This window comes from Pseudomonas sp. AN-B15 (assembly GCF_019056475.1).
Classification (GTDB): Bacteria; Pseudomonadota; Gammaproteobacteria; order Pseudomonadales; family Pseudomonadaceae; genus Aquipseudomonas; species Aquipseudomonas parakoreensis.
The window spans coordinates 1,121,298-1,145,022 of sequence record NZ_CP049737.1; the positions used below are offsets into that span (position 1 = coordinate 1,121,298).

The 23,725-nt window shown below is 60.8% G+C and carries 22 protein-coding genes; 14 read left to right on the forward strand and 8 right to left on the reverse strand.

The window, feature by feature from the left end; translation table 11 throughout:
- Window positions 1–5 precede the first annotated feature (5 nt).
- From GTQ41_RS04925 to GTQ41_RS04945, 5 genes are all read left to right on the forward strand, one after another.
- On the forward strand, window positions 6–665 hold the full coding sequence (locus GTQ41_RS04925) for a FadR/GntR family transcriptional regulator (RefSeq protein ID WP_047292692.1): 660 nt from the start codon (window positions 6–8) through the stop codon (window positions 663–665).
- Window positions 655–1,941: a CynX/NimT family MFS transporter gene (locus tag GTQ41_RS04930; RefSeq protein WP_047292694.1), complete on the forward strand. Its 1,287-nt coding sequence runs from the start codon at window positions 655–657 to the stop codon at window positions 1,939–1,941. Before GTQ41_RS04925 ends, GTQ41_RS04930 begins: the two co-directional genes overlap by 11 nt.
- A gap of 236 nt (window positions 1,942–2,177) precedes the next feature.
- The gene (locus GTQ41_RS04935; protein WP_003221901.1) at window positions 2,178–2,648 is read left to right on the forward strand and encodes a nuclear transport factor 2 family protein; all 471 of its coding nucleotides are present in this window, start codon (window positions 2,178–2,180) and stop codon (window positions 2,646–2,648) included.
- Between the two features lie 39 nt (window positions 2,649–2,687).
- Window positions 2,688–2,990 carry a GIY-YIG nuclease family protein gene (locus tag GTQ41_RS04940; RefSeq protein WP_047292696.1) on the forward strand — a complete coding sequence of 101 codons (303 nt, stop codon included), beginning with the start codon at window positions 2,688–2,690 and terminating at the stop codon, window positions 2,988–2,990.
- Window positions 2,991–3,074: 84 nt separating this feature from the next.
- On the forward strand, window positions 3,075–4,010 hold the full coding sequence (locus GTQ41_RS04945; protein WP_047292698.1) for a glutathione S-transferase family protein: 936 nt from the start codon (window positions 3,075–3,077) through the stop codon (window positions 4,008–4,010).
- Between the two features lie 159 nt (window positions 4,011–4,169).
- Here the strand turns inward: GTQ41_RS04945 and GTQ41_RS04950 are convergent, their stop codons facing one another.
- Window positions 4,170–4,520, reverse strand: a complete 351-nt coding sequence (locus GTQ41_RS04950) for a glutaredoxin family protein (protein WP_047292699.1) — start codon at window positions 4,518–4,520, stop codon at window positions 4,170–4,172.
- Window positions 4,520–5,524: a nucleoid-associated protein YejK gene (yejK, locus tag GTQ41_RS04955; protein ID WP_047292700.1), complete on the reverse strand. Its 1,005-nt coding sequence runs from the start codon at window positions 5,522–5,524 to the stop codon at window positions 4,520–4,522. Before yejK ends, GTQ41_RS04950 begins: the two co-directional genes overlap by 1 nt.
- A gap of 531 nt (window positions 5,525–6,055) precedes the next feature.
- Between yejK and GTQ41_RS04960 the strand changes: the two genes are divergently transcribed.
- Entirely contained in the window at window positions 6,056–6,337 is a 282-nt protein-coding gene (locus GTQ41_RS04960) for an HU family DNA-binding protein (protein ID WP_003221909.1), read from the forward strand.
- 177 nt (window positions 6,338–6,514) lie between these two features.
- Here GTQ41_RS04960 and rlmF read toward each other — a convergent pair whose 3' ends face one another.
- The 5 genes from rlmF to GTQ41_RS04985 all read right to left on the reverse strand — a co-directional run bounded on the left by rlmF (window position 6,515) and on the right by GTQ41_RS04985 (window position 13,233).
- Window positions 6,515–7,534 (reverse strand): 23S rRNA (adenine(1618)-N(6))-methyltransferase RlmF, encoded by a 1,020-nt coding sequence (gene rlmF, locus GTQ41_RS04965; protein WP_047292701.1) that lies wholly within the window; start codon window positions 7,532–7,534, stop codon window positions 6,515–6,517.
- A gap of 226 nt (window positions 7,535–7,760) precedes the next feature.
- Complete coding sequence (locus tag GTQ41_RS04970) at window positions 7,761–10,607, reverse strand: valine--tRNA ligase (RefSeq protein WP_007965170.1); 2,847 nt, start codon at window positions 10,605–10,607, stop codon at window positions 7,761–7,763.
- Window positions 10,608–10,858: 251 nt separating this feature from the next.
- Window positions 10,859–11,245, reverse strand: a complete 387-nt coding sequence (locus tag GTQ41_RS04975; protein WP_047292702.1) for a hypothetical protein — start codon at window positions 11,243–11,245, stop codon at window positions 10,859–10,861.
- 8 nt (window positions 11,246–11,253) lie between these two features.
- On the reverse strand, window positions 11,254–11,682 hold the full coding sequence (locus GTQ41_RS04980; RefSeq protein ID WP_047292703.1) for a DNA polymerase III subunit chi: 429 nt from the start codon (window positions 11,680–11,682) through the stop codon (window positions 11,254–11,256).
- Window positions 11,683–11,742: 60 nt separating this feature from the next.
- Window positions 11,743–13,233: a leucyl aminopeptidase gene (locus GTQ41_RS04985; protein ID WP_047292705.1), complete on the reverse strand. Its 1,491-nt coding sequence runs from the start codon at window positions 13,231–13,233 to the stop codon at window positions 11,743–11,745.
- Between the two features lie 308 nt (window positions 13,234–13,541).
- Here GTQ41_RS04985 and lptF point away from each other — a divergent pair, with 308 nt between their 5' ends.
- From lptF to pdxJ, 8 genes are all read left to right on the forward strand, one after another.
- On the forward strand, window positions 13,542–14,663 hold the full coding sequence (gene lptF, locus GTQ41_RS04990) for an LPS export ABC transporter permease LptF (protein WP_047292707.1): 1,122 nt from the start codon (window positions 13,542–13,544) through the stop codon (window positions 14,661–14,663).
- On the forward strand, window positions 14,656–15,717 hold the full coding sequence (lptG, locus tag GTQ41_RS04995) for an LPS export ABC transporter permease LptG (protein WP_047292709.1): 1,062 nt from the start codon (window positions 14,656–14,658) through the stop codon (window positions 15,715–15,717). Before lptF ends, lptG begins: the two co-directional genes overlap by 8 nt.
- Before the next feature lie 172 nt (window positions 15,718–15,889).
- Complete coding sequence (gene lepA / locus GTQ41_RS05000) at window positions 15,890–17,686, forward strand: translation elongation factor 4 (RefSeq protein ID WP_041064736.1); 1,797 nt, start codon at window positions 15,890–15,892, stop codon at window positions 17,684–17,686.
- Window positions 17,687–17,695: 9 nt separating this feature from the next.
- Entirely contained in the window at window positions 17,696–18,550 is an 855-nt protein-coding gene (gene lepB / locus GTQ41_RS05005; RefSeq protein ID WP_041064734.1) for a signal peptidase I, read from the forward strand.
- A gap of 183 nt (window positions 18,551–18,733) precedes the next feature.
- Window positions 18,734–19,423 carry a ribonuclease III gene (gene rnc, locus GTQ41_RS05010; RefSeq protein WP_024011703.1) on the forward strand — a complete coding sequence of 230 codons (690 nt, stop codon included), beginning with the start codon at window positions 18,734–18,736 and terminating at the stop codon, window positions 19,421–19,423.
- Window positions 19,416–20,318, forward strand: coding sequence for a GTPase Era (gene era, locus GTQ41_RS05015; RefSeq protein WP_041064729.1), 903 nt, complete (start codon window positions 19,416–19,418; stop codon window positions 20,316–20,318). The genes rnc and era overlap by 8 nt, the downstream gene beginning before the upstream one ends.
- Window positions 20,319–20,488: 170 nt before the next feature.
- Complete coding sequence (gene recO, locus GTQ41_RS05020; RefSeq protein WP_047292710.1) at window positions 20,489–21,178, forward strand: DNA repair protein RecO; 690 nt, start codon at window positions 20,489–20,491, stop codon at window positions 21,176–21,178.
- Window positions 21,179–21,217: 39 nt separating this feature from the next.
- Window positions 21,218–21,964, forward strand: coding sequence for a pyridoxine 5'-phosphate synthase (pdxJ, locus tag GTQ41_RS05025; RefSeq protein WP_047292711.1), 747 nt, complete (start codon window positions 21,218–21,220; stop codon window positions 21,962–21,964).
- Between the two features lie 85 nt (window positions 21,965–22,049).
- Here the strand turns inward: pdxJ and mltF are convergent, their stop codons facing one another.
- Window positions 22,050–23,510 carry a membrane-bound lytic murein transglycosylase MltF gene (gene mltF / locus GTQ41_RS05030; RefSeq protein ID WP_080963251.1) on the reverse strand — a complete coding sequence of 487 codons (1,461 nt, stop codon included), beginning with the start codon at window positions 23,508–23,510 and terminating at the stop codon, window positions 22,050–22,052.
- Window positions 23,511–23,725: the final 215 nt, after the last annotated feature.

The window sequence follows — 23,725 nt, forward strand, 5'->3', positions numbered from 1 at the left end:
ATTTCATGACAGACACCTCACCTTTGATCAAGCGATCCCTGGTCGATCAGGCCCTGGATCAATTGCGCCAACGCATCACCGATGGCGTGTGGCAGGTCGGCGAACGGCTGCCCACCGAGCCTGAGCTGTGCGCCGAGCTGGGCATCAGCCGCAACACCGTGCGTGAAGCCATGCGCGTGCTGGCGTTTTCCGGGTTGATTGAAATCCGGCAGGGCGACGGCAGTTATTTGCGCGCGGTGGTGGATCCGATGGACACGCTCAAGGCGTTGTCCCGTTGCTCGCTGGAGCAGGCGCGGGAAACCCGCCACATCCTCGAAGTCGAGGCGATTGGTCTGGCCGCGCTGCGTCGTACCGATGAGGATCTGGTCGCACTGCGCGAGGCACTTGGCACCAGTGGCAGTCATTACCACGGTGATCTCGACACCTATATTTCCTGCGATCTGGTGTTCCACCGCCGTCTGGTGGACGCCGCGCACAACCCGACCCTCAGCGAGCTGTATCGCTATTTCTCCAGCATCGTCGGCGCGCAATTGCGCCAGACGCTCAATATCGTCCCGCGCCGTCAGGAAGTGTTCGACCTGCACATCGAGTTGCTCGATGCCGTCGAACAACGCGACCCGGAACGGGCCAAAGCCATATCGAGGCAGTTGATCAATGAACCTTGAAAGCGAGAAAAACTTTTCAACCCCCAAGCGCACGGCGGAGCTCGAAGAGCTGCTGATCGATGCCGAGGCTGACGACGAACAAGTACAGCAAAGCCATCCGCTGGTGCGTCGGCCGTGGCTGTTGCTGCTGGGGCTGATTCTCGTGGCGCTCAACTTGCGCCCGGCACTGTCGAGCATGGCGCCGTTGCTCAGCGAAGTGTCGAAAAGCCTTGGCCTGTCTGCGGCGCAGGCCGGTCTGCTGACCACGCTGCCGGTGTTGTGCCTCGGTTTGTTCGCGCCGCTGGCGCCGATTCTCGCGCGGCGTTTCGGCGCTGAACGGGTGGTGTTGGGGATACTGCTGACCCTGGCCGGCGGGATCATCCTGCGCAGCAATTTCGGTGAGATCGGCCTGTTCGCCGGCAGCGTCCTCGGTGGCGCAAGCATCGGCATTATCGGCGTGCTGCTGCCGGGCATCGTCAAACGCGACTTCGCCAGACACGCCGGAACCATGACCGGCGTCTACACCATGGCGCTGTGCCTGGGTGCGGCGATGGCCGCGGGTTCCACCGTGCCGTTGAGCGAGCACTTTGATAACAGCTGGGCACTGGGCCTGGGCTTCTGGGTGATTCCGGCACTGGTGGCGGCGCTGTTCTGGCTGCCGCAAGTCGGGCAGAAACACGGCGCGCACCACGTTGCCTATCGGGTGCGTGGGCTGCTGCGCGATCCGCTGGCCTGGCAAGTGACGTTGTACATGGGCCTGCAATCGTCGCTGGCGTACATCGTGTTCGGCTGGTTGCCGTCGATCCTGATCGGCCGCGGCTTGACTCCGACCCAGGCCGGCCTGGTGCTGTCCGGCTCGGTGATCATCCAGCTCGCCAGCTCCCTCGCGGCGCCGTGGCTGGCGACCCGGGGCAAGGATCAGCGCCTGGCGATCGTGGTGGTGATGGCGCTGACCCTAGGTGGTCTGTTCGGTTGCCTGTATGCGCCGATTGAAGGGCTGTGGGGCTGGGCGATTCTGTTGGGGCTGGGGCAGGGCGGTACGTTCAGTCTGGCGCTGACCCTGATCGTGCTGCGCTCGCGGGATTCGCACGTGGCGGCGAACCTGTCGAGCATGTCCCAGGGCTTCGGCTACACCCTGGCGTCGATGGGGCCGTTCGCCGTCGGCGTGGTGCATGACTGGACTGGCGGCTGGAATGCCGTGGGCTGGATTTTCGGCATCATCGGCACCGGTGCGATCGTTGCCGGCCTTGGTGCCGGCCGGGCGCTGTACGTGCAAGTGCAAAGCGAAAAGATCTGACGCGTAACCCTTTTTTGCGGCCAGTGATATCCCATGTGGGAGCGAGCCTGCTCGCGAAGACAGTGGTTCAGGCACTGATCGTGTTGAATGTGCCGGCCTCTTCGCGAGCAGACTCGCTCCCATAGTTTTTGCGGTGCTTTAAATCTTGCGTGGTATTCGCTTTGCGAATGCCGATAGTGTTTCTGCGATTTGCAGCTTATCGTGCTGGCAATCTGTCCATTTCCCGGAGTTTGCCCATGAGCGAAGCCCACGCCGCCCTGATCACCCGCTTCTACCAAGCCTTCCAGCGCCTCGACGCCGAGGCCATGGCCGCGTGCTACACCGATGACGTGGTGTTCAGCGATCCGGCCTTCGGCGAGTTGCGCGGGCGCGATGCCGGCGACATGTGGCGCATGCTCACCACTCGCGCCAAGGACTTCTCCCTGACCTTCGACAATGTCCGCGCCGACGAGCGCAGCGGTGGCGCGCACTGGGTGGCGACGTATCTGTTCAGCCAGACCGGCAACGTGGTGATCAACGATATTCAGGCGCGCTTCGTCTTTCGTGACGGCAAGATCTGCGAGCATCACGATCACTTCGACCTGTGGCGCTGGTCGCGTCAGGCGTTGGGTTTCAAGGGCTTGCTGCTGGGCTGGACACCGCTGGTGCGCAACGCCGTCCGGGCGCAGGCGCTGAAAGGGCTGAAGGCATTTCAGGCCGGTCGCTGATAAGATCGCGGCCTGTTTCCTGCACGTCCAGATCCCGAAGTGACCAGCCTCAGCGAAAAACCGGTTGATGTTGTCGAACCCGTGAGCAAGTCCTGGTTCGTCTATCTCGTGCGCGCGGCCAACGGCTCGCTGTATTGCGGGATCAGCGACGATCCGGTGCGGCGCTTTGCCAAGCATCAGAGCGGCAAGGGCGCGCGGTTCTTCCTGTCCAGCCCGGCGATGGCGCTGGTCTACACCGAACGTTGCCGCGACAAGAGCGATGCGTTGCGCCAGGAACGCTTGATCAAGAAGCTGCGCAAAAGCGCCAAGGAATGCCTGGTCGCGTCTTATCAATCTGACTGATCGGTTCCCATCAGCCAGATCTGTAGGCTGCTAATCAAATGCACGCTAAGCTGCCGATTCACTTTCTGTGCGGCGGAGCCGAGCATGTCCGAGTTGATTCTGCATCATTACCCGACCTCTCCATTTGCCGAAAAGGCTCGCCTGCTGTTGGGCTTCAAAGGCTTGTCCTGGCGCTCGGTGCACATCTCGCCGGTGATGCCCAAGCCGGATCTGACCGCGCTGACTGGCGGCTACCGCAAGACTCCGGTGTTGCAGGTCGGCGCGGACATCTATTGCGACACCTCGTTGATCGCCCGTCGCCTGGAGCAGGAAAAAGCCCTGCCGGCGTTTTTTCCGGAAGGTCAGGAAATGATCAGTGCCAGCTTCGCGGCATGGGCCGATTCGGTGGTGTTCCAGCATGCGGTCAGCCTGGTGTTCCAGCCAGAATCGGTGGCGGTGCGTTTCGGCAAGTTGCCGCCGGAAGCGATCAAGGCGTTCATGGCTGACCGTGCCGGTCTGTTCAGTGGTGGCAGCGCCACGCGGTTGCCGGCCGAGCAGGCCAAACACCAATGGCCAACGATCATGTCGCGCCTGGAGCAGCAGTTGCAGCGCGAGCAGGGCGACTTTCTGTTCGGTGAGCCGTCGATTGCCGACTTCGCCCTGGCGCATCCGCTGTGGTTCCTCAAGGCGACGCACGTCACTGCGCCGTTGGTCGATGAATATCCGGCCGTGACGGCCTGGCTTGGGCGTGTGCTGGGCTTTGGCCATGGCGCCGCGAGCGAAATGAGCGCCGAGGAGGCACTGCAAGTGGCGCGTACCTCGACGCCGGCGGCGTTGCCGGATGAGCAGTTTGTCGATCCGAACGGGTTCAAGGCCGGGCAGCAGGTGGCGATTGCCGCCATTGACTACGGGGTGGATCCGGTGGAAGGCGAGTTGCTGTTTGCTGGCCGCGAAGAGCTGATCCTGCGACGCGAAGACCCGCGTGGCGGCGTGGTGCACGTGCACTTCCCGCGCTTTGGTTTCCGCATCGAAGCCCGCTGATCAGCAAGCGGCCTTTGCTTGGGGGGGCAATTGTGGTGAGGGGATTTATCCCCGATGGGGCGCGAAGCGCCCCCAAAAAACTGCACGCCCTACCAGGCAGATTTTGCGACGGCTTCGCCGCCGATCGGGGATAAATCCCCTCACCACAGAGGAGTTGTGTTACTGCAGGGCAGCGAGAATCTCGTCCGGGTCGAATCCGCGAATCAGCGTGCCATTCACGTCGATCAACGGAATCCCGCGCCCGCCCAGCGCCTCGTATGCTTTGCGCGCCTCGGCGTCCTTCTCGATATCGAATTCCCTGAAAGGAATCCCCTTGCTGTCGAGAAAGCGCTTGGTCTGTTTGCAGTAGCCGCACCAGTCGGTGGCATACAGCACGACACGGGCCTGCGCCCGCGTCTGCTCAGAGACCATCTGCGACGGGTTGAACACCCGCTCGATCTTGCCCCAGTTCTGATAGATCACCACCACCAGCAGAACCAGCGCAACCTTCTTCAGCACATTGCCCAGCATCAGTTGCGGCGCTTGAGCTGATCGGTGAGCGAGGTTGGCAGGCCCTTGATGATCAGGGTGCCGGCCTCTTCGTCGTATTCGATCTTCGAACCCAGCAGGTGCGCTTCAAAGCTGATTGACAGGCCTTCGGCGCGCCCGGTGAAGCGGCGGAACTGGTTGAGGGTGCGTTTGTCCGCCGGAATTTCCGGCGACAGACCGTAGTCCTTGTTGCGGATGTGATCGTAGAAGGCTTTCGGCCGTTCTTCGTCGATCAGCTCCGACAGCTCTTCCAGGCCCATTGGCTCGCCGAGCTTGGCCTGGCTGCTGGCGTAATCGACCAGAGTCTTGGTTTTCTCGCGAGCGGAATCTTCCGGCAGGTCTTCGCTCTCGACGAAGTCGCTGAAGGCCTTGAGCAGGGTGCGGGTCTCGCCCGGGCCGTCGACGCCTTCCTGGCAGCCGATGAAGTCGCGGAAGTACTCCGAAACCTTCTTGCCGTTCTTGCCCTTGATGAACGAGATGTACTGCTTGGACTGCTTGTTGTTCTGCCACTCGGAGACGTTGATCCGCGCCGCCAGGTGCAGTTGGCCGAGGTCGAGGTGACGCGACGGGGTGACGTCCAGCTCGTCGGTCACCGCCACGCCTTCGCTGTGGTGCAGCAGGGCGATCGCCAGGTAGTCGGTCATGCCTTGCTGATAGTGGGCGAACAGCACGTGGCCGCCGACCGACAGGTTCGATTCCTCCATCAGTTTCTGCAGATGCTCGACCGCGACTTTGCTGAACGCAGTGAAGTCCTGGCCGCCTTCCATGTATTCCTTCAGCCAGCCGCTGAACGGAAACGCGCCGGATTCCGGATGGAACAGGCCCCAGGCTTTGCCTTGCTTGGCGTTGTAGCTCTCGTTGAGGTCGGCAAGCATGTTCTCGATGGCCGCGGACTCAGCCAGTTCGGAGTCGCGGGCGTGCAGAACTGCGGGCGTGCCGTCGGGTTTTTTGTCGATCAGGTGGACGATGCAATGACGGATCGGCATGGGCTTCTCGGCTGGTGGAAGGGAGGAGGGCGGGCTCCCCCGAAAAAGCGCCCAGTGTACCGCAAACTCCATCCGAGGCTCCCTGTAGGAGCTGCCGAAGGCTGCGATCTTTTGATCTTGTTTTTGAAAAATCAAAGTCAAAAGATCGCAGCCTTCGGCAGCTCCTACATGAATGGGGGATGACTTGAAAATTGTGGCCCGTGGTCGCGTAATCACGGGGTTGAAGGCTAAATCCGGGGCAAGCGCCTGTGCTTATGCAGTTTTTTACCGATTTAGAGCAATAAACCTGACCAAATGGGTAGCTAGAGGCGGATATTTCCCCGTCTCTGTGCTAGTTTTGCCCGGTCTTACGCGAAGTCACTGCGTTAAGCGTGCAATCAGCATTTGTCAGGTCGAACCAAACCCTGATTTCGGTATCTATAACCCGACTCGTCGTGGTTATCGCCGAGGGTGCCAGATCCAGAAGATCGGGCTCGATGGCTGACACTGCACTCTGCAATCCATATGAATTTGATAGGGAAGGAACACTACATGGCTCTTACTAAAGACCAACTGATCGCCGACATCGCTGAAGCTATCGACGCGCCGAAAACCACCGCGCGTAACGCTCTGGACCAACTGGGCCAAATCGTTGCCGATCAGCTGGAAAACGGCGGCGAAATCACCTTGCCAGGTATCGGCAAGCTGAAAGTGACCGAGCGTCCTGCCCGCACTGGCCGTAACCCTTCGACTGGCGCTGCCATCGAAATCCCTGCCAAGAAAGTGATCAAGCTGGTTGTGGCCAAAGGCCTGACCGACGCTGTGAACAAGTAAGACGCAGCGATAAAAAACCGTGCACCGGAGCGATCCGGGCACGGTTTTTTTGTGCCTGCGATTTGGCAAGGCGTTACGCCGCCCTGTAGGAGCTGTCGAGTGAAACGAGGCAGCGATCTTTTGATCTTGTTTTCAAGCAGGATCAAAAGATCGCAGCGTGCCGCAGCTCCTACAGAATCAGCGAACCCAGCGCTCGCGACGCCAGATCTGCTGCTCGGACTTGGTCTGGAAGGTCCACGCCACGAAGCGGCTCTGTTTCTGCCCCTGCGACATCTCCACCACCTGGCTTTCCAGCACGCCGGCCTTTTTCAGGGCGGTTTCGATGGCCGGCAGGTTCGAGGCTTTCGAGACCAGGGTGCTGAACCACAGCACCTTGTGCTGGAAGTTCGCGCTCTCGGCGATCAGTTGCGTCACGAAACGCGCTTCACCGCCTTCACACCACAGCTCGGCAGACTGACCACCGAAGTTCAGCACCGGCAGTTTGCGTTTCGGATCAGCCTTGCCCAGTGCGCGCCATTTGCGCTCGCTGCCCTTGGTTGCCTCTTCCATCGAGGCGTGGAACGGCGGGTTGCACATGGTCAGGTCAAAGCGCTCGCCCGGCTCCAGCAAGCCAATCAGGATGTGCTTGCGGTTCTCCTGCTGGCGCAGCTGGATCACCTTGTTCAGCCCGTTGGACTGGACGATGGCTCGGGCGGCAGCCACGGCGGTCGGGTCGATTTCCGAACCGAGGAAGTGCCAGCGGTATTCGCTGTTGCCGATCAGCGGATAAACGCAGTTGGCGCCCATGCCGATGTCCAGCACGTTGACGATCGCACCGCGCGGCACCTTGCCGTCGTTCATGCTGGCCAGCAGGTCGGCGAGGAAATGCACGTAATCGGCACGGCCCGGCACCGGTGGGCAGAGGTAATCGGCCGGGATGTCCCAATGCTCGATGCCATAAAACGCCTTGAGCAGCGCCCGGTTGAACACGCGCACCGCGTCGGGGCTGGCGAAGTCGATGCTTTCCTTGCCATACGGGTTGGTGATCACGAACTTCGCCAGTTCCGGCGTGGTCTTGATCAGCGCCGGGAAGTCGTAGCGGCCCTGATGGCGATTGCGCGGGTGCAGGCTGGCCTTTTCACGCGGCTCGACGGCTTTGGCCGGGGTCGCGGCATCAGGCTTGTTGCGCGCAGGTTTGGGTGTGCGGGGGGCGTTCATGGGTGTGATCGATTCGGGTATGGCTGAAAGTGGCGGGTATTGTCCCACATTGATGAGTCATGCGCCGAACGCATGTAGGAGCTGCCGAAGGCTGCGATCTTTTGATCTTGTTTTTAAAAAAATCAAAGTCAAAAGATCGCAGCCTTCGGCAGCTCCTACAGGGGATTGGTGTTCTGGAATAAAAAAGGGAGGCCACTTGGCCTCCCTTTGTCATTGCGGCTTGCCCTTACAGGCTGGAAATCCGCGCGTGTTGCTCGGCCAGTTTGCCCAAGGCCTGTTCCGCCTCGGCCAGTTTGGCGCGTTCCTTCTCGATGACTTCGGCCGGGGCCTTGTCAACGAAACCGGCGTTCGACAGCTTGCCGCCAACTCGCTGGACTTCACCCTGCAGACGCAGGATTTCCTTGTCCAGACGCGCCAGCTCGGCGCCCTTGTCAATCAGGCCGGCCATCGGCACCAGCACTTCCATCTCGCCAACCAGCGCGGTGGCGGACAGTGGCGCTTCTTCGCCAGCGGCCAGCACGGTGATCGATTCCAGACGCGCCAGCTTCTTCAGCAGCGCTTCGTTCTCGGTCAGACGACGCTGGTCTTCAGCGCTGACGTTCTTCAGGTAGATCGGCAGCGGTTTGCCCGGGCCGATGTTCATCTCGCCACGAATGTTGCGCGTGCCGAGCATCAGGCCTTTGAGCCATTCGATGTCGTCCTCGGCGGCCGGATCGATGCGCTCTTCGTTGGCCACTGGCCAAGGCTGCAGCATGATCGTCTTGCCCTGAATACCGGCCAGCGGCGCGATGCGCTGCCAGATTTCTTCAGTGATGAACGGCATGAACGGATGCGCCAGGCGCAGCGCCACTTCCAGCACGCGCACCAGCGTGCGACGGGTGCCGCGCTGGCGCTCGACCGGCGCGTTTTCGTCCCACAGCACTGGCTTGGACAGTTCCAGGTACCAGTCGCAGTACTGGTTCCAGATGAACTCGTACAGCGCTTGCGCGGCGAGGTCGAAACGGAACTGATCCAGTTGACGGGTCACTTCGGCTTCGGTGCGTTGCAGTTGCGAGATGATCCAGCGATCCGCCAGCGACAGCTCGTAGGCTTCGCCGTTCTGGCCGCAGTCTTCACCTTTGTCCAGAACATAACGCGCGGCGTTCCAGATCTTGTTGCAGAAGTTGCGATAGCCTTCGACGCGGCCCATGTCGAACTTGATGTCGCGACCGGTCGAGGCCAGCGAGCAGAAGGTGAAGCGCAGGGCGTCGGTGCCGTAGCTGGCAATGCCGTCGGCGAACTCGTCGCGGGTCTGCTTCTCGATCTTCTTCGCCAGTTTCGGCTGCATCATGCCGGAGGTACGTTTCTGCACCAGCGCTTCCAGCTCGATACCGTCGATGATGTCCAGCGGGTCCAGGACGTTGCCTTTGGACTTGGACATCTTCTGGCCCTGGCCATCACGCACCAGGCCGTGCACGTAAACGGTCTTGAACGGTACCTGCGGGGTGCCGTCCTCGTTCTTGATCAGGTGCATCGTCAGCATGATCATCCGGGCGACCCAGAAGAAAATGATGTCGAAACCGGTGACCAGCACGTCGGTGGAGTGGAATTTCTTCAGGAACTCGGTCTTTTCCGGCCAACCCAGAGTGGAGAACGTCCACAGGCCCGAGCTGAACCAGGTGTCGAGCACGTCGTTGTCCTGTTGCAGCGCAACGTCCGGGCCGAGGTTGTGCTTGGCACGTACTTCGGCTTCGTCGCGACCGACGTAGACCTTGCCCGACTCGTCGTACCAGGCCGGAATCCGGTGGCCCCACCACAGTTGACGGCTGATGCACCAGTCCTGGATGTCGCGCATCCACGAGAAGTACATGTTTTCGTACTGCTTGGGCACGAACTGGATGCGGCCGTCTTCAACGGCAGCAATCGCCGGCTCGGCCAGAGGCTTGGTCGACACGTACCACTGGTCGGTCAGCCACGGCTCGATGACGGTGCCAGAACGGTCGCCTTTCGGCACTTTCAGGTTGTGATCGTCGACGCTGACCAGCAGGCCGGCGGCGTCGAACGCAGCGACGATCTGCTTGCGCGCTTCGAAACGCTCGAGACCGGCGTACTCGGCCGGGATCTTGCCGTCGATGCTGTCGTTCAACGTGCCGTCAAGGTTGAACACCTGGGCTGCGGGCAGCACGTTGGCGTTCTTGTCGAAGATGTTCAGCAGCGGCAGGTTGTGGCGCTTGCCGACTTCGTAGTCGTTGAAATCGTGGGCCGGGGTGATCTTCACGCAGCCGGTGCCGAATTCAGGGTCGCAGTAATCGTCGGCGATGATCGGGATACGGCGGCCGACCAGTGGCAGCTCGACGAATTTGCCGATCAGGGCTTTGTAGCGTTCGTCGTTCGGGTTAACCGCGACGGCGGAGTCGCCGAGCATGGTTTCCGGACGGGTGGTCGCGACGATCAGGAAATCGTTGCCTTCAGCGGTTTTCGCGCCGTCGGCCAGCGGGTACTTGAGGTTCCACAGGAAACCTTTTTCGTCGTGGTTTTCCACTTCGAGGTCGGAAATCGCCGTGTGCAGCTTGGTGTCCCAGTTGACCAGACGCTTGCCGCGGTAGATCAGACCGTCTTCGTGCAGGCGTACGAAGGCTTCCTTGACCGCTTCCGAGAGGCCGTCGTCCATGGTGAAGCGCTCGCGGCTCCAGTCCACGGACGAGCCGAGGCGGCGGATCTGACGGCTGATGTTGCCGCCGGACTGATCCTTCCACTCCCAGACTTTCTCGAGGAATTTCTCGCGACCCAGGTCGTGGCGGTTCTGCCCGGTGGCTTCCAGTTGGCGCTCCACCAGCATCTGCGTGGCGATACCGGCGTGGTCGGTGCCCGGCTGCCACAGGGTGTTGCGACCCTGCATGCGGCGGAAACGGATCAGGGCGTCCATGATCGCGTTGTTGAAACCGTGACCCATGTGCAGGCTGCCGGTGACGTTCGGCGGCGGGATCATGATGGTGTAGGAATCGCCCGCGCCTTGCGGTGCGAAATAGTTCTCGGACTCCCAGGTGTTGTACCAGGAAGTTTCAATGGCGTGCGGCTGGTAGGTCTTATCCATGCGCGGCGGGACCCTATTGGCATTTATTCAGGAAAAGCCGGGAAGTATAGCGGGGCATGGGGCCGAGGGCGAGCGGGGGGAGGCTGGGCGGACACTAATGTTGGGGGGAACCCTTGTAGTGAGGGGATTTATCCCCGATGGGCCGCGCAGCAGCCCCAAATAACTCAATCACGCTGCGTATTCGCAGGGTTCACGACTGCTGCGCAGCCGATCGGGGATAAATCCCCTCGCCACAAGGGGATCTATCCGGGTTATTCGTACTGGCTGAGCAACCGTTCCATCCGCGCCTCGAGGCGGCGTTTGATTTCGGTTTCAATGTGCGGTGCGAAGTCGTCGATCACGTCCTGCATGATCAATTGCGCGGCGGCGCGCAGTTCGCTGTCCAGGTGCAGCAGGGCGTCCGGGCCTTTATCCACAGGTGCGGCAGCGGGTGCCGGAGCCGGAGCAGGTGTCGGTTCGATGGTCGGCGGCGTGGCGTCGACGGCCTCGAACAGCATAGGAATCTGTTCCTGTTCACCGTCATCGACCGTGTCGGTCAGCAGTGGCGGTTGCAGGTTGTCATCGCCGAGCAACTGGCGGATCGATTCGAGATCGTCCAGCAGGTGCGCAGGCTTTTGCAGCGGTTTTGGAGTGTCCATCGGCGTACTCAGAGTCGCTGTAAACGGTGATCTTGCAGAGGATAGCCCTGTTCGCGGTAGAAACGGAAACTCTCCCGTGCCGCCGCGCGAATCGTCGGATCTTCCACCACCACTTCCGCCACGCGGGCGAATTGGCTGGCAAAGGCCGGGACTTTCAGGTCGAGGTTGACCAGCAGATCCTGATGCGCGCCGCAGTCCGCGCCGACTCCCAGCACAATCAAACCGTCCGGTTCGCTATCGGCAGGGCCATGAGGGACGAAGGTTTCGCCCTTGAATGCCCACAGGCGCGCATCGAGATCATCACGCTGAGCAGCATCGCTGCAATGCAGGTAGATGCGGTGGCCCATGCGCCAGGCTTTTTCGGTGAGCTTGCAGGCAAAGTCCAGGCGAGCCGAAGGATCGGCGCTGGGCAGGATATAGAAGTCGACTTTGGTCATTGCGGTTCCTGAGCCTGGAACGGCGTCACCGCCAAGTGACGCCGTTCAGGTTCATCGGTTTCAGGCTTTGGCGCGGTCCAACAGGTATTGGGTCAGCAGCGGAACCGGACGGCCAGTGGCGCCTTTGTCCTTGCCGCCGCTGGTCCATGCGGTGCCGGCGATGTCCAGGTGCGCCCAGTTAAGGTTCTTGGTGAAGCGCGACAGGAAGCATGCGGCGGTGATGGTGCCGGCCTTCGGCCCGCCAATGTTGGCGATGTCGGCGAACGGGCTGTCCAGCTGCTCCTGGTATTCGTCGAACAGCGGCAGTTGCCAGGCGCGGTCGTCAGCGGCCTTGCCGGCACTGAGCAGTTGCTCGATCAGCTCGTCGTTGTTGCCCAGCAGGCCAGACGTGTGTGCACCGAGTGCAACCACACAGGCACCGGTCAGGGTGGCGATGTCGATCACCGCTTGCGGCTTGAAGCGCTCGGAGTAGGTCAGCGCGTCGCACAGCACCAGACGGCCTTCGGCGTCGGTGTTGAGGATTTCCACGGTCTGGCCGCTCATGGTGGTGACGATGTCGCCCGGACGCGACGCAGTGCCGCTCGGCATGTTTTCCGCGCAGGCGAGGATGCACACCAGATTGATCGGCAGCTTCAGCTCAAGGACGGCACGCAGGGTACCGAACACGGAGGCCGCGCCGCCCATGTCGTACTTCATTTCGTCCATGCCGGCGCCAGGCTTGAGGCTGATGCCGCCGGTGTCGAAGGTGATACCTTTACCGACCAGCGCGTAAGGCTTCTCGGACTTCTTGCCACCGTTGTATTGCATGACGATCAGGCGCGGTGGCTGGGCGCTGCCCTGACCGACGGCGTAGAACGAACCCATGCCCAGGGACTTGATCTTCTTCTCGTCGAGGACTTCGACTTTCAGATCCTTGAACTCTTTGCCCAGGTTCTTGGCTTGTTCGCCAAGGAAGGTCGGATGGCAGATGTTGGGTGGCAGGTTGCCCAGATTGCGGGTGAACGCCATGCCGTTGGCGATGGCGGTGGCATGGTTCACCGCGCGCTGCACTTCGGCCTGGGCGGCTTTGATGGTCAGCAGGGTGATTTTCTTCAGGGCGCGCGGTTCGGCTTTCTGGCTCTTGAACTGGTCGAACGTGTATTCGCCATCCACCAGGGTTTCGGCCAGCAGGCGGGTCTTGCCGTAGCTGTCGCGGTTCTTGACGATGATTTCATCCAGGGCCAGTACGGCGTCGCTGCCGCCCAGACCTTTCAGGGTGTTGAGGATGCCGGCAACGATTTTGCGGAACGGACGGTCACCCAGTTCTTCATCCTTGCCCACGCCGACCAGCAGCACGCGCTCGGCCTTGAGGTTCGGCAGGCTGTGCAGCAGCAGGCTTTGACCGACCTTGCCGGCCAGATCGCCACGCTTGAGTACGGCGCTGATCGCGCCACCGCTCAGCTCGTCGACCTGTCGGGCGGCAACGCCGAGTTTGCGGCCTTCGCCAACGGCAACCACCAGGGTGGCGGTTTTCAACGTTTCTGGGCTAACGCTTTTTACAACCAGTTCCATGTCCGGATCCCTGAATGAATGGTCAACACGCAGGCGTTCGACGGTGTCCGCAGTCGCCTGCTTATAGATAGAAGAGGCGCAGGTCTGTGCCTGCGACGAAGGCGGCAGTTTGAACCTCGCTCACCGCGCCTGACAACCCTCGGTTGTGCGATCTTCAACGGAATCTACGCTTGGGTGAGTGTGCGCAGTGACAGGCGCCCTCAATCACAGGATAATGCCGCATCTTTTTTCGACGGCTCTGCCTTGCGGGTCGCTCGAAACGTTTGCTTGTTTGGCCGCCTTAGCCTGACAACCCTGGAGTGTCTGGTTTGATCGTCTTCCGTTATCTGTCCCGTGAAGTGATGTTGACCCTGAGCGCCGTCAGCGCCGTGCTGCTGGTCATCATCATGAGCGGTCGCTTCATCAAATACCTTGCCCAGGCCGCTGCGGGCCAACTCGATCCGGGATCGCTGTTCCTGATCATGGGTTACCGCCTGCCGGGTTTCATGCAGCTGATCCTGCCGTTGGGGCTGTTTCTCGGGATCCTGCTGGCTTACGGCCGGTTGTACCTCGAAAGCGAAATGACCGTGCTCTCGGCCACCGGCATGAGTCAGCAGCGTCTGCTGCGCATGACCCTGTTCCCGGCAACGCTGGTGGCACTGGCCGTCGCGTGGCTGAGCCTGAGCCTGGCCCCGCAGGGCGCCAATCAGTTTCAGCTGCTGCTGAACAAGCAGGACGCGCTGACCGAGTTCGATACCCTCGAACCCGGCCGTTTCCAGGCATTGCGTGACGGTACCCGGGTGACCTACACCGAAAGCCTGACCGACGATCGCGTCAACCTCGGCGGCGTGTTCATCTCGCAGAAGAACCTCGGCTCGGATCAGAAAGACCGCGGGATTTCCGTACTGGTGGCTGAGAAGGGGCGGCAGGAAGTCCACTCGGACGGCAACCGCTACCTGATCCTGCACAACGGCTATCGCTATGACGGCAGCCCGGGTCAGGCCGATTACCGCGCGATCAAATACGACACCTACGGTGTATTGCTGCCCAAGCCCGATGCCAGCGACGAAGTTACCGACCGTGATGCGATCCCGACTTCGACCCTGCTGAGCGCCGACGACGAGCGATCCAGGGCCGAACTGCAATGGCGGATTTCGCTGCCGTTGCTGGTATTCATCGTGACCCTGATGGCGGTGCCGCTGTCGCGGGTCAATCCGCGTCAGGGCCGTTTCCTGAAGCTGCTGCCGGCGATTCTTCTTTATATGGCTTACCTGACCATCCTGATTGCCGCCCGCGGCGCCCTCGAAAAAGGCAAGATTCCACCGGCCCTTGGCCTGTGGTGGGTGCACGGGATCTTCCTGTTCATCGGTCTCGGCCTGTTGTACTGGGAACCGTTGCGCCTGAAGCTGGCCAGTCGTCGCAGCGCTGCGCTGGAGGTGGCCCGTGGTTAAACTCGACCGCTACATCGGCAGCAGCGTATTCGTGGCGATCATCGCGGTGCTGGCGATCATTCTGGGTCTGGCGACCCTGTTTGCCTTCATCGACGAGATGAGCGACGTCAGCGATACCTACACCCTGACCGATGTGCTGAGCTTCGTCCTGCTCACCGCGCCGCGCCGTCTGTATGAAATGCTGCCGATGGCCGCGCTGATCGGCTGTCTGATCGGCCTCGGCAGTCTGGCCAGCAGCAGCGAGCTGACGGTCATGCGCGCTGCGGGTGTGTCCATCGGGCGCATTGTCTGGGCGGTCATGAAGCCCATGCTGGTGTTGATGCTGGCCGGTGTGCTGATCGGTGAATACGTGGCCCCGGCCACCGAAAGCATGGCGCAGGCCAATCGCTCGCTGGCGCAAGGCAGCGGCGATGCGCAGAGCGCCAAACACGGTATGTGGCACCGTCAGGGCGAGGAGTTCATCCATATCAACGCCGTGCAACCCGACGGCCTGCTGTATGGCGTGACCCGCTATCACTTCGACAAAGAGCGCCACCTGCTCAGCTCCAGCTTCGCCAAGCGTGCGGAGTTCGACGGCAAGCGCTGGCTGCTCACTGACGTGACCACCACGGTGTTCCACGAGCGCAGCACCGAAGTGGTGAATGCGCCGAGCGAGGAGTGGGACGTGTCGCTGAGCCCGCAATTGCTCAACACGGTGGTGATGGCGCCTGAGTCGCTGTCGATTTCCGGTCTGTGGGGCTATATCCACTATCTGGCGGATCAAGGCCTGAGCAATGGTCGTTACTGGCTGGCATTTTGGGTCAAGGTGTTGCAGCCGCTGGTCACCGCTGCGCTGGTGCTGATGGCGATTTCCTTCATCTTCGGCCCGTTGCGCTCGGTGACCCTCGGTCAGCGGGTGTTCACTGGTGTGCTGGTAGGCTTCACCTTCCGCATCGTCCAGGATCTGCTCGGCCCGTCGAGCCTGGTGTTTGGCTTCTCGCCGCTGTTCGCGGTGCTGGTACCGGCCACGGTCTGTGCGCTGGCGGGTGTCTGGCTGCTGCGACGCGCCGGTTGATGACCGCGTTGTTGCCAATGCTTTAACCGCGAAAACGCCTCGATCGACAGATCGGGGCGTTTTCGTATGCAATCCGGGTGACAGGCGAACGTGACGCTTGTGCCGTGTATCAGGTACAATTCCCGGCTATTTTTCGGCGGGCCAAGCCTGCAGCCTTTTTGAGTGTTGATCCGTGAGTGATTTGAGTCATATCCGCAATTTCTCCATCATCGCCCACATTGACCATGGCAAGTCGACGCTGGCTGACCGTTTCATCCAGATGTGCGGTGGCCTGGCCGAGCGTGAAATGGAAGCCCAGGTACTGGATTCCATGGATCTGGAGCGCGAACGCGGGATCACCATCAAGGCCCACAGCGTTACCCTCTATTACAAAGCCAAAGACGGCGTCACCTACCAGCTGAACTTCATTGACACCCCGGGTCACGTCGACTTCACCTACGAAGTCAGCCGTTCCCTGGCTGCGTGTGAAGGTGCGTTGCTGGTGGTCGATGCCGGTCAGGGTGTTGAAGCCCAGTCCGTGGCCAACTGCTACACCGCCATCGAGCAAGGCCTCGAGGTCATGCCGGTGCTGAACAAGATCGACCTGCCACAGGCCGAGCCGGACCGCGTCAAGGACGAGATCGAGAAGATCATCGGCATCGACGCCACCGACGCCGTTACCTGCAGTGCCAAGACCGGCCTGGGTGTCGACGAAGTGCTCGAGCGTCTGGTCGCGACCATTCCTGCGCCGACCGGCAACATCGAAGATCCGCTGCAAGCGTTGATCATCGACTCCTGGTTCGACAACTACCTGGGCGTTGTCTCCCTGGTGCGCGTGCGTCATGGCCGCGTGAAGAAAGGCGACAAGATCCTGGTGAAATCCACCGGCAAGATCCACCTGGTGGACAGCGTCGGTGTGTTCAACCCGAAACACACTGCCACTGCCGACCTCAAGGCCGGCGAAGTGGGCTTCATCATCGCCAGCATCAAGGACATTCACGGTGCACCGGTCGGTGACACCCTGACCCTGAGTTCGACCCCGGACGTTGAAGTGCTGCCCGGCTTCAAACGCATCCAGCCACAGGTTTACGCCGGTCTGTTCCCGGTCAGTTCCGACGACTTCGAGGACTTCCGCGAAGCGCTGCAGAAACTGACCCTGAACGACTCCTCGCTGCAGTACACCCCGGAAAGCTCCGACGCCCTGGGCTTCGGCTTCCGTTGCGGGTTCCTCGGCATGCTGCACATGGAGATCATCCAGGAGCGCCTGGAGCGCGAATACGACCTGGACCTGATCACCACCGCGCCAACGGTAATTTTCGAGTTGGTGTTGAAAACCGGTGAAACGATTTACGTCGACAACCCGTCCAAGCTTCCGGATGTGTCGGCCATCGAAGACATGCGCGAACCAATCGTGCGCGCCAACATCCTGGTTCCGCAGGAACACCTGGGCAACGTCATCACCCTGTGCATCGAGAAACGCGGCGTACAGGTCGACATGCTGTTCCTCGGCAATCAGGTCCAAGTGACCTACGACCTGCCGATGAACGAAGTGGTCCTGGACTTCTTCGACCGTCTCAAATCCACCAGCCGCGGCTATGCTTCGCTGGATTACCATTTCGATCGTTACCAATCGGCTAATCTGGTGAAACTGGACGTGCTGATCAACGGTGACAAGGTCGACGCCCTCGCGTTGATCGTGCACCGTGACAATTCGCACTTCAAAGGTCGCCAGTTGACCGAGAAGATGAAAGAACTGATTCCTCGTCAGATGTTCGACGTGGCGATCCAGGCGGCCATTGGCGGTCAGATCGTTGCCCGGACAACCGTCAAGGCACTCAGAAAGAACGTATTGGCCAAATGCTACGGCGGTGACGTAAGCCGTAAGAAAAAGCTGCTTGAAAAGCAAAAGGCCGGTAAGAAACGCATGAAGCAGGTCGGCAACGTGGAAATTCCACAAGAAGCCTTCCTCGCCGTGCTCAGGTTGGAATAGTCAGGTCCTATGTCACTAAATTTCCCGCTGTTGCTGGTCATCGCCGTGTTCGTCTGCGGCCTGTTGGCGTTGCTCGATCTGCTGTTCCTGGCGCCGCGTCGGCGTGCTGCGATTGCCTCTTATCAAGGCAGTGTCAGCCAGCCGGAGCCCGTGGTGGTCGAGAAGCTGAACAAAGAGCCGTTGCTGGTTGAATACGGCAAGTCGTTCTTTCCGGTGCTGTTCATCGTGCTGGTGCTGCGTTCGTTCCTGGTGGAACCGTTCCAGATTCCGTCCGGCTCGATGAAACCGACGCTGGACGTCGGCGACTTCATTCTGGTGAACAAGTTTTCTTACGGGATCCGCCTGCCGGTGATCGACAAGAAAATCATCGAAGTCGGTGATCCACAGCGTGGCGATGTGATGGTGTTCCGCTACCCGAGCGACCCCAACGTCAACTACATCAAACGTGTAGTCGGCGTTCCGGGCGACACGGTGCGTTACACCGCCGACAAGCGTCTGTTCGTCAATGGCGAGTCGATTGCCGAGCAACTGGTCGGCTCCGAGCCGGGCACGCTGGGCAGCGCGGAACTCTACAAGGAAAAACTCGGCGCCGCCGAGCACCTGATCCGCAAGGAAATGAGCCGCTACCGCGCGACGCCGGACCATACCTGGACCGTGCCGGCCGGGCACTACTTCATGATGGGCGACAACCGCGACAACTCCAACGACAGTCGCTACTGGGATGATCCGAACATTCCCAAGGATCTGCTGGGCATGGTTCCCGACCAGAATATCGTCGGCAAAGCCTTCGCTGTCTGGATGAGCTGGCCGGAACCGAAACTCAGCCACCTGCCGAACTTCTCGCGGGTTGGCCTGATCAAGTAATCAATCACGGCGCTGTTGACCACAGCGCCGAATGCATTTCTGGCGTCGACACAAATTGGCGCCAGGGCATGAAGCCACGATATTCAGGACGTCATTTTTGAACACAGCGTTAATTGTCCCAGGCCTGCGCCGTACCCCGGCGATGGCAGTGGAATCCAGCCACGAACTCAGCGTGGGTAAACCGTGAGCGTTTCTCTAAGCCGTCTCGAGCGCCAGCTCGGTTACACCTTCAAGGATCAGGAGCTGATGCTGCTGGCCCTCACGCACCGCAGCTTTGCCGGGCGTAACAACGAACGCCTGGAATTCCTTGGCGATGCCATCCTCAACTTCGTCGCCGGCGAGGCGCTGTTCGATCGCTTCCCGCTGGCTCGCGAAGGCCAGTTGTCGCGTTTGCGCGCACGCCTGGTGAAGGGTGAGACACTGGCCGTGCTGGCCCGTGGTTTCGATCTGGGTGACTACCTGCGTCTGGGTTCGGGCGAACTGAAAAGCGGTGGTTTCCGTCGCGAATCGATTCTGGCCGACGCCCTCGAAGCGCTGATCGGCGCGATCTACCTGGATGCTGGCATGGACGTCGCTCGCGAGCGTGTGCTGGCCTGGCTGGCCGGTGAGTTCGAAGGCCTGACGCTGGTCGACACCAACAAGGATCCGAAGACCCGTCTGCAGGAACATCTGCAATCGCGCGGTTGTGAACTGCCGCGCTATGAAGTGGTGGACATCCAGGGTGAGCCGCACTGCCGTACCTTCTTCGTCGAGTGCGAAGTGGTCTTATTGAATGAAAAAAGCCGAGGTCAGGGTGTGAGCCGTCGTATTGCCGAACAGGTAGCGGCCGCCGCAGCACTGATTGCCCTGGGCGTGGAGAATGGCAATGACTGATACAAACGCAACTCGCTGTGGCTACGTTGCCATCGTCGGCCGTCCCAACGTCGGCAAGTCGACGTTGCTCAACCACATCCTCGGCCAGAAGCTCGCGATCACCTCGCGCAAGCCGCAGACCACCCGTCACAACATGCTCGGGATCAAGACCGAAGGTGACGTCCAGGCGATCTACGTCGACACCCCCGGCATGCACAAGGGTGGCGAAAAGGCCCTGAACCGCTACATGAACAAAACCGCCTCGGCGGCGTTGAAAGACGTCGACGTGGTGATCTTCGTGGTTGATCGCACCAAGTGGACCGAAGAAGACCAGATGGTGCTGGAGCGCGTGCAGTACGTGACCGGTCCGCTGATCGTCGCGCTGAACAAGACCGACCGCATCGAAGACAAGGCCGAGCTGATGCCACACCTGTCGTGGTTGCAGGAACAGCTGCCGAACGCGCAGATCATCCCGATTTCCGCGCAGCAAGGGCACAACCTCGACGCGCTGGAAAAGGTCATCGCCGATCACTTGCCGGAGAACGATCATTTCTTCCCGGAAGACCAGATCACCGACCGCAGCAGCCGCTTCCTCGCTGCCGAACTGGTGCGCGAGAAGATCATGCGCCAGATGGGCGCCGAACTGCCTTACCAGATCACCGTCGAGATCGAAGAGTTCAAGCAGCAAGGCAAGACCCTGCACATCCATGCGCTGATCCTCGTTGAGCGTGACGGCCAGAAGAAGATCATCATTGGCGACAAGGGCGAGCGCATCAAACGTATCGGCACCGAAGCGCGCAAGGACATGGAGTTGCTGTTCGACGCCAAGATCATGCTCAACCTGTGGGTGAAGGTGAAGGGCGGCTGGTCCGACGACGAGCGTGCTCTGCGTTCGCTGGGTTACGGCGACCTGTAAAAAATCTCGGTTCCTGTTTAAACCAGAGAACCCTGTGGGAGCGGGCTTGCCCGCGATGAGGATGTAATGTTCAACAGAGATGTTGAATGTGAATCCGCCATCGCGGGCAAGCCCGCTCCCACATTTGGTTTATGTTGATCTCAAGACTGCGTTTCTTCATCGAGAACTCCATGTCGCAAACCCCACCTCCCGCCCAACCCGCCTACGTCCTGCATTCGCGCGCCTACCGCGAAACCAGCGCGCTGGTCGACTTCCTTACGCCGCAAGGTCGGCTGCGGGCGGTGTTGCGCAGTGCGCGGGGCAAGGCCGGGACATTGGCGCGACCGTTCGTGCCGCTGGAAGTCGAGTTTCGTGGCAAGGGTGAGTTGAAGAATGTCGGGCGCATGGAAAGTGCCGGCAACGCGACCTGGATGGTCGGTGATGCGCTGTTCAGCGGCCTCTATCTCAATGAGCTGCTGATCCGCCTGCTGCCCGCCGAAGATCCGCACCCGGCGGTGTTCGATCACTACGCTGCAACCCTGCTGGCCCTGGCCGAAGGCCGCCCATTGGAGCCGTTGTTGCGCTCCTTCGAATGGCGCCTGCTGGACGACCTCGGTTACGGCTTCTCGATGAACACTGATATCCACGGCGAGCCAGTGGCTGCGGATGGCCTCTATCGCCTGCAAGTGGATGCCGGGCTTGAGCGCGTCTTCCTGTTGCAGCCGGGTCTGTTCAACGGCACGGAACTGCTGGCCATGGCCGAAGCCGACTGGACCGCGCCCGGTGCACTGTCGGCGGCCAAGCGTCTGATGCGTCAGGCACTGGCCGTTCATTTGGGCGGTCGCCCCCTCGTCAGCCGCGAGCTATTTCGCAAGCCCTGATATGCTGTGCGCCGAATCTTTCCCTTCAGGAGCGCATCCGTGACCACCAGCAATCGCATTCTTCTTGGCGTGAACATCGACCACGTCGCCACCCTGCGTCAGGCCCGTGGCACACGCTACCCGGATCCGGTCAAGGCAGCGCTGGACGCGGAAGAGGCGGGCGCCGACGGCATCACCGTGCACCTGCGTGAAGACCGTCGGCACATTCAGGAGCGCGACGTGTTGCTGCTCAAGGATGTGCTGCAGACCCGCATGAACTTCGAAATGGGCGTCACCGAAGAAATGATGGCGTTCGCCGAGCGCATCCGTCCGGCGCACATCTGCCTGGTCCCGGAGACCCGGCAGGAACTGACCACTGAAGGCGGTCTGGATGTAGCGGGGCAGGAAGAGCGGATCAAGGCGGCGGTCGAGCGCCTGTCGAAGATCGGCAGCGAAGTGTCGCTGTTCATCGATGCCGACGAGCGCCAGATCGCTGCGTCGAAGCGCGTTGGTGCACCGGCCATCGAGCTGCACACCGGGCGTTACGCCGATGCCGAAACCCCGACCGAAGTTGCTGAGGAATTGAAGCGTGTGGCGGACGGCGTAGCATTTGGTCTGGCGCAGGGCCTGATCGTCAATGCCGGGCATGGCCTGCATTATCACAACGTCGAAGCGGTGGCGGCGATCAAAGGCATCAACGAACTGAACATCGGCCATGCGCTGGTGGCGCATGCGTTGTTCGTCGGGTTCAAGTCGGCAGTGTCCGAGATGAAGGCGCTGATTCTGGCAGCTGCGCTCAAAGGCTGAAGATCAAAAGATCGCAGCCTTCGGCAGCTCCTACAGATGTACGCAAAACCCTGTAGGAGCTGCCGAAGGCTGCGATCTTTTGCTTTTAGAGCGGGGCAGGCTCTTGAGCCGGTTTTGACTTGTCGATCCCCGGCACATGCAGATTGCCTTCGGCCACCTGATCGCCCTCGAGCTGCGGCTGGGTCACCCAGGTCAGAATGTCGTAGTAGCGACGGATGTTCGCCACGAAATGCACCGGCTCGCCGCCCCGGGCATAGCCGTAGCGGGTCTTGCTGTACCACTGCTTCTGCGACAGGCGCGGCAGCATCTTCTTCACGTCCAGCCACTTGTCCGGGTTCAGGCCTTCGCGGGATGCCAGTTTGCGCGCATCATCGAGGTGGCCGCTGCCGACGTTGTACGCCGCCAGGGCGAACCAGGTACGGTCCGGTTCCTGAATCGACTCGTCGAGCTGATCCTTCATGTAGGCCAGGTACTTGGCGCCGCCCATGATGCTTTGCTTGGGATCGAGCCGGTTCGACACGCCCATCGCCTGAGCGGTGTTCTGGGTCAACATCATCAAACCGCGCACGCCGGTTTTCGAAGTGACCGCCGGTTGCCACAGCGATTCCTGATAACCGATGGCCGCGAGCAGGCGCCAGTCGATTTTCTCTTTCTTGGCGTAGGCCTTGAAGTGCTGTTCGTATTTGGGCAGGCGCTGCTGCAGGTGCTGGGCGAAGGTGGTGGCGCCCATGTAGCCGAGGACATCGACGTGGCCGTAGTAACGGTCTTTCAGGCGCTGCAGGGTGCCGTTCTTCTGCACCTTGTCGAGGTAGGCGTTGATCTCGTTGAGCAGGCTGTTGTCTTCGCCGGCGGCCACCGCCCAGCTCTGGCTGCGCGCATCCCCGAGGTCGAAGGCCACACGGATGTTGGTGAAGTACACCTGGTTCATTGCCACTTCGTTGGAATCAACCAGCGTCAGGTCGATCTGGCCTTCATCGACCATGCGCAACAGGTCGACCACTTCCACGGCGTCGGATTCTTCGTATTCGATGCCCGGAAATTTCTTTTTCAGCTCGGCCAGCTGTTCGGCGTGGGTGCTGCCCTTGAGCACCATGATCTTTTTGCCGACCAGATCGCCGGGATCCGTCGGCCGCGACTGGCCGTTGCGATAGATGATCTGCGGGGTGACTTCGAGGTAGGAGTGGGAGAACCGCACCTGCTTCTTGCGCTCCTCGCTGCTGACCAGGCCCGCCGCCGCCAGTACCGGGCCGTTCGGCTTGCCGATCTGGTTGAACAGGTCGTCGAGGTTGTCGGCGGTCTCGATCTTCAGTTCGACCCCCAAATCGTCGGCGAAGCGCTTCACCAGCTCGTATTCGAAGCCGGTTTCACCGCTGCGATCCTGAAAGTAGGTGGCGGGGCTGTTACGGGTAATCACCCGCAGCACACCATCCTCCTTTACGCGCTCGAGTGTGTTGGGTTTATCAACACAGCCGCCGAGCATCAGGAAGAGTCCGGTTGCGATCAGCCATTTGGCGTACCGCGGACGCAAAGCCGTTGGGAAAAACATGTGCGCAGTATACGCAAACGGCTGCGGGCGCCATATCTCGACAGTGAAGGGCTTGTCTGCTAGAGATCACAAAACCGCACGAAACCCCGCAGGAATGGGGCTGAACGGCATTTTGTGACAGAAAAAATAAGCGTGGCCCGCACACGCTCGAAATTTGACTTCAAAGGCAGAAACACAGATTGATATCCGAGTGCAACCGTGCGTAGCGTTTCGGG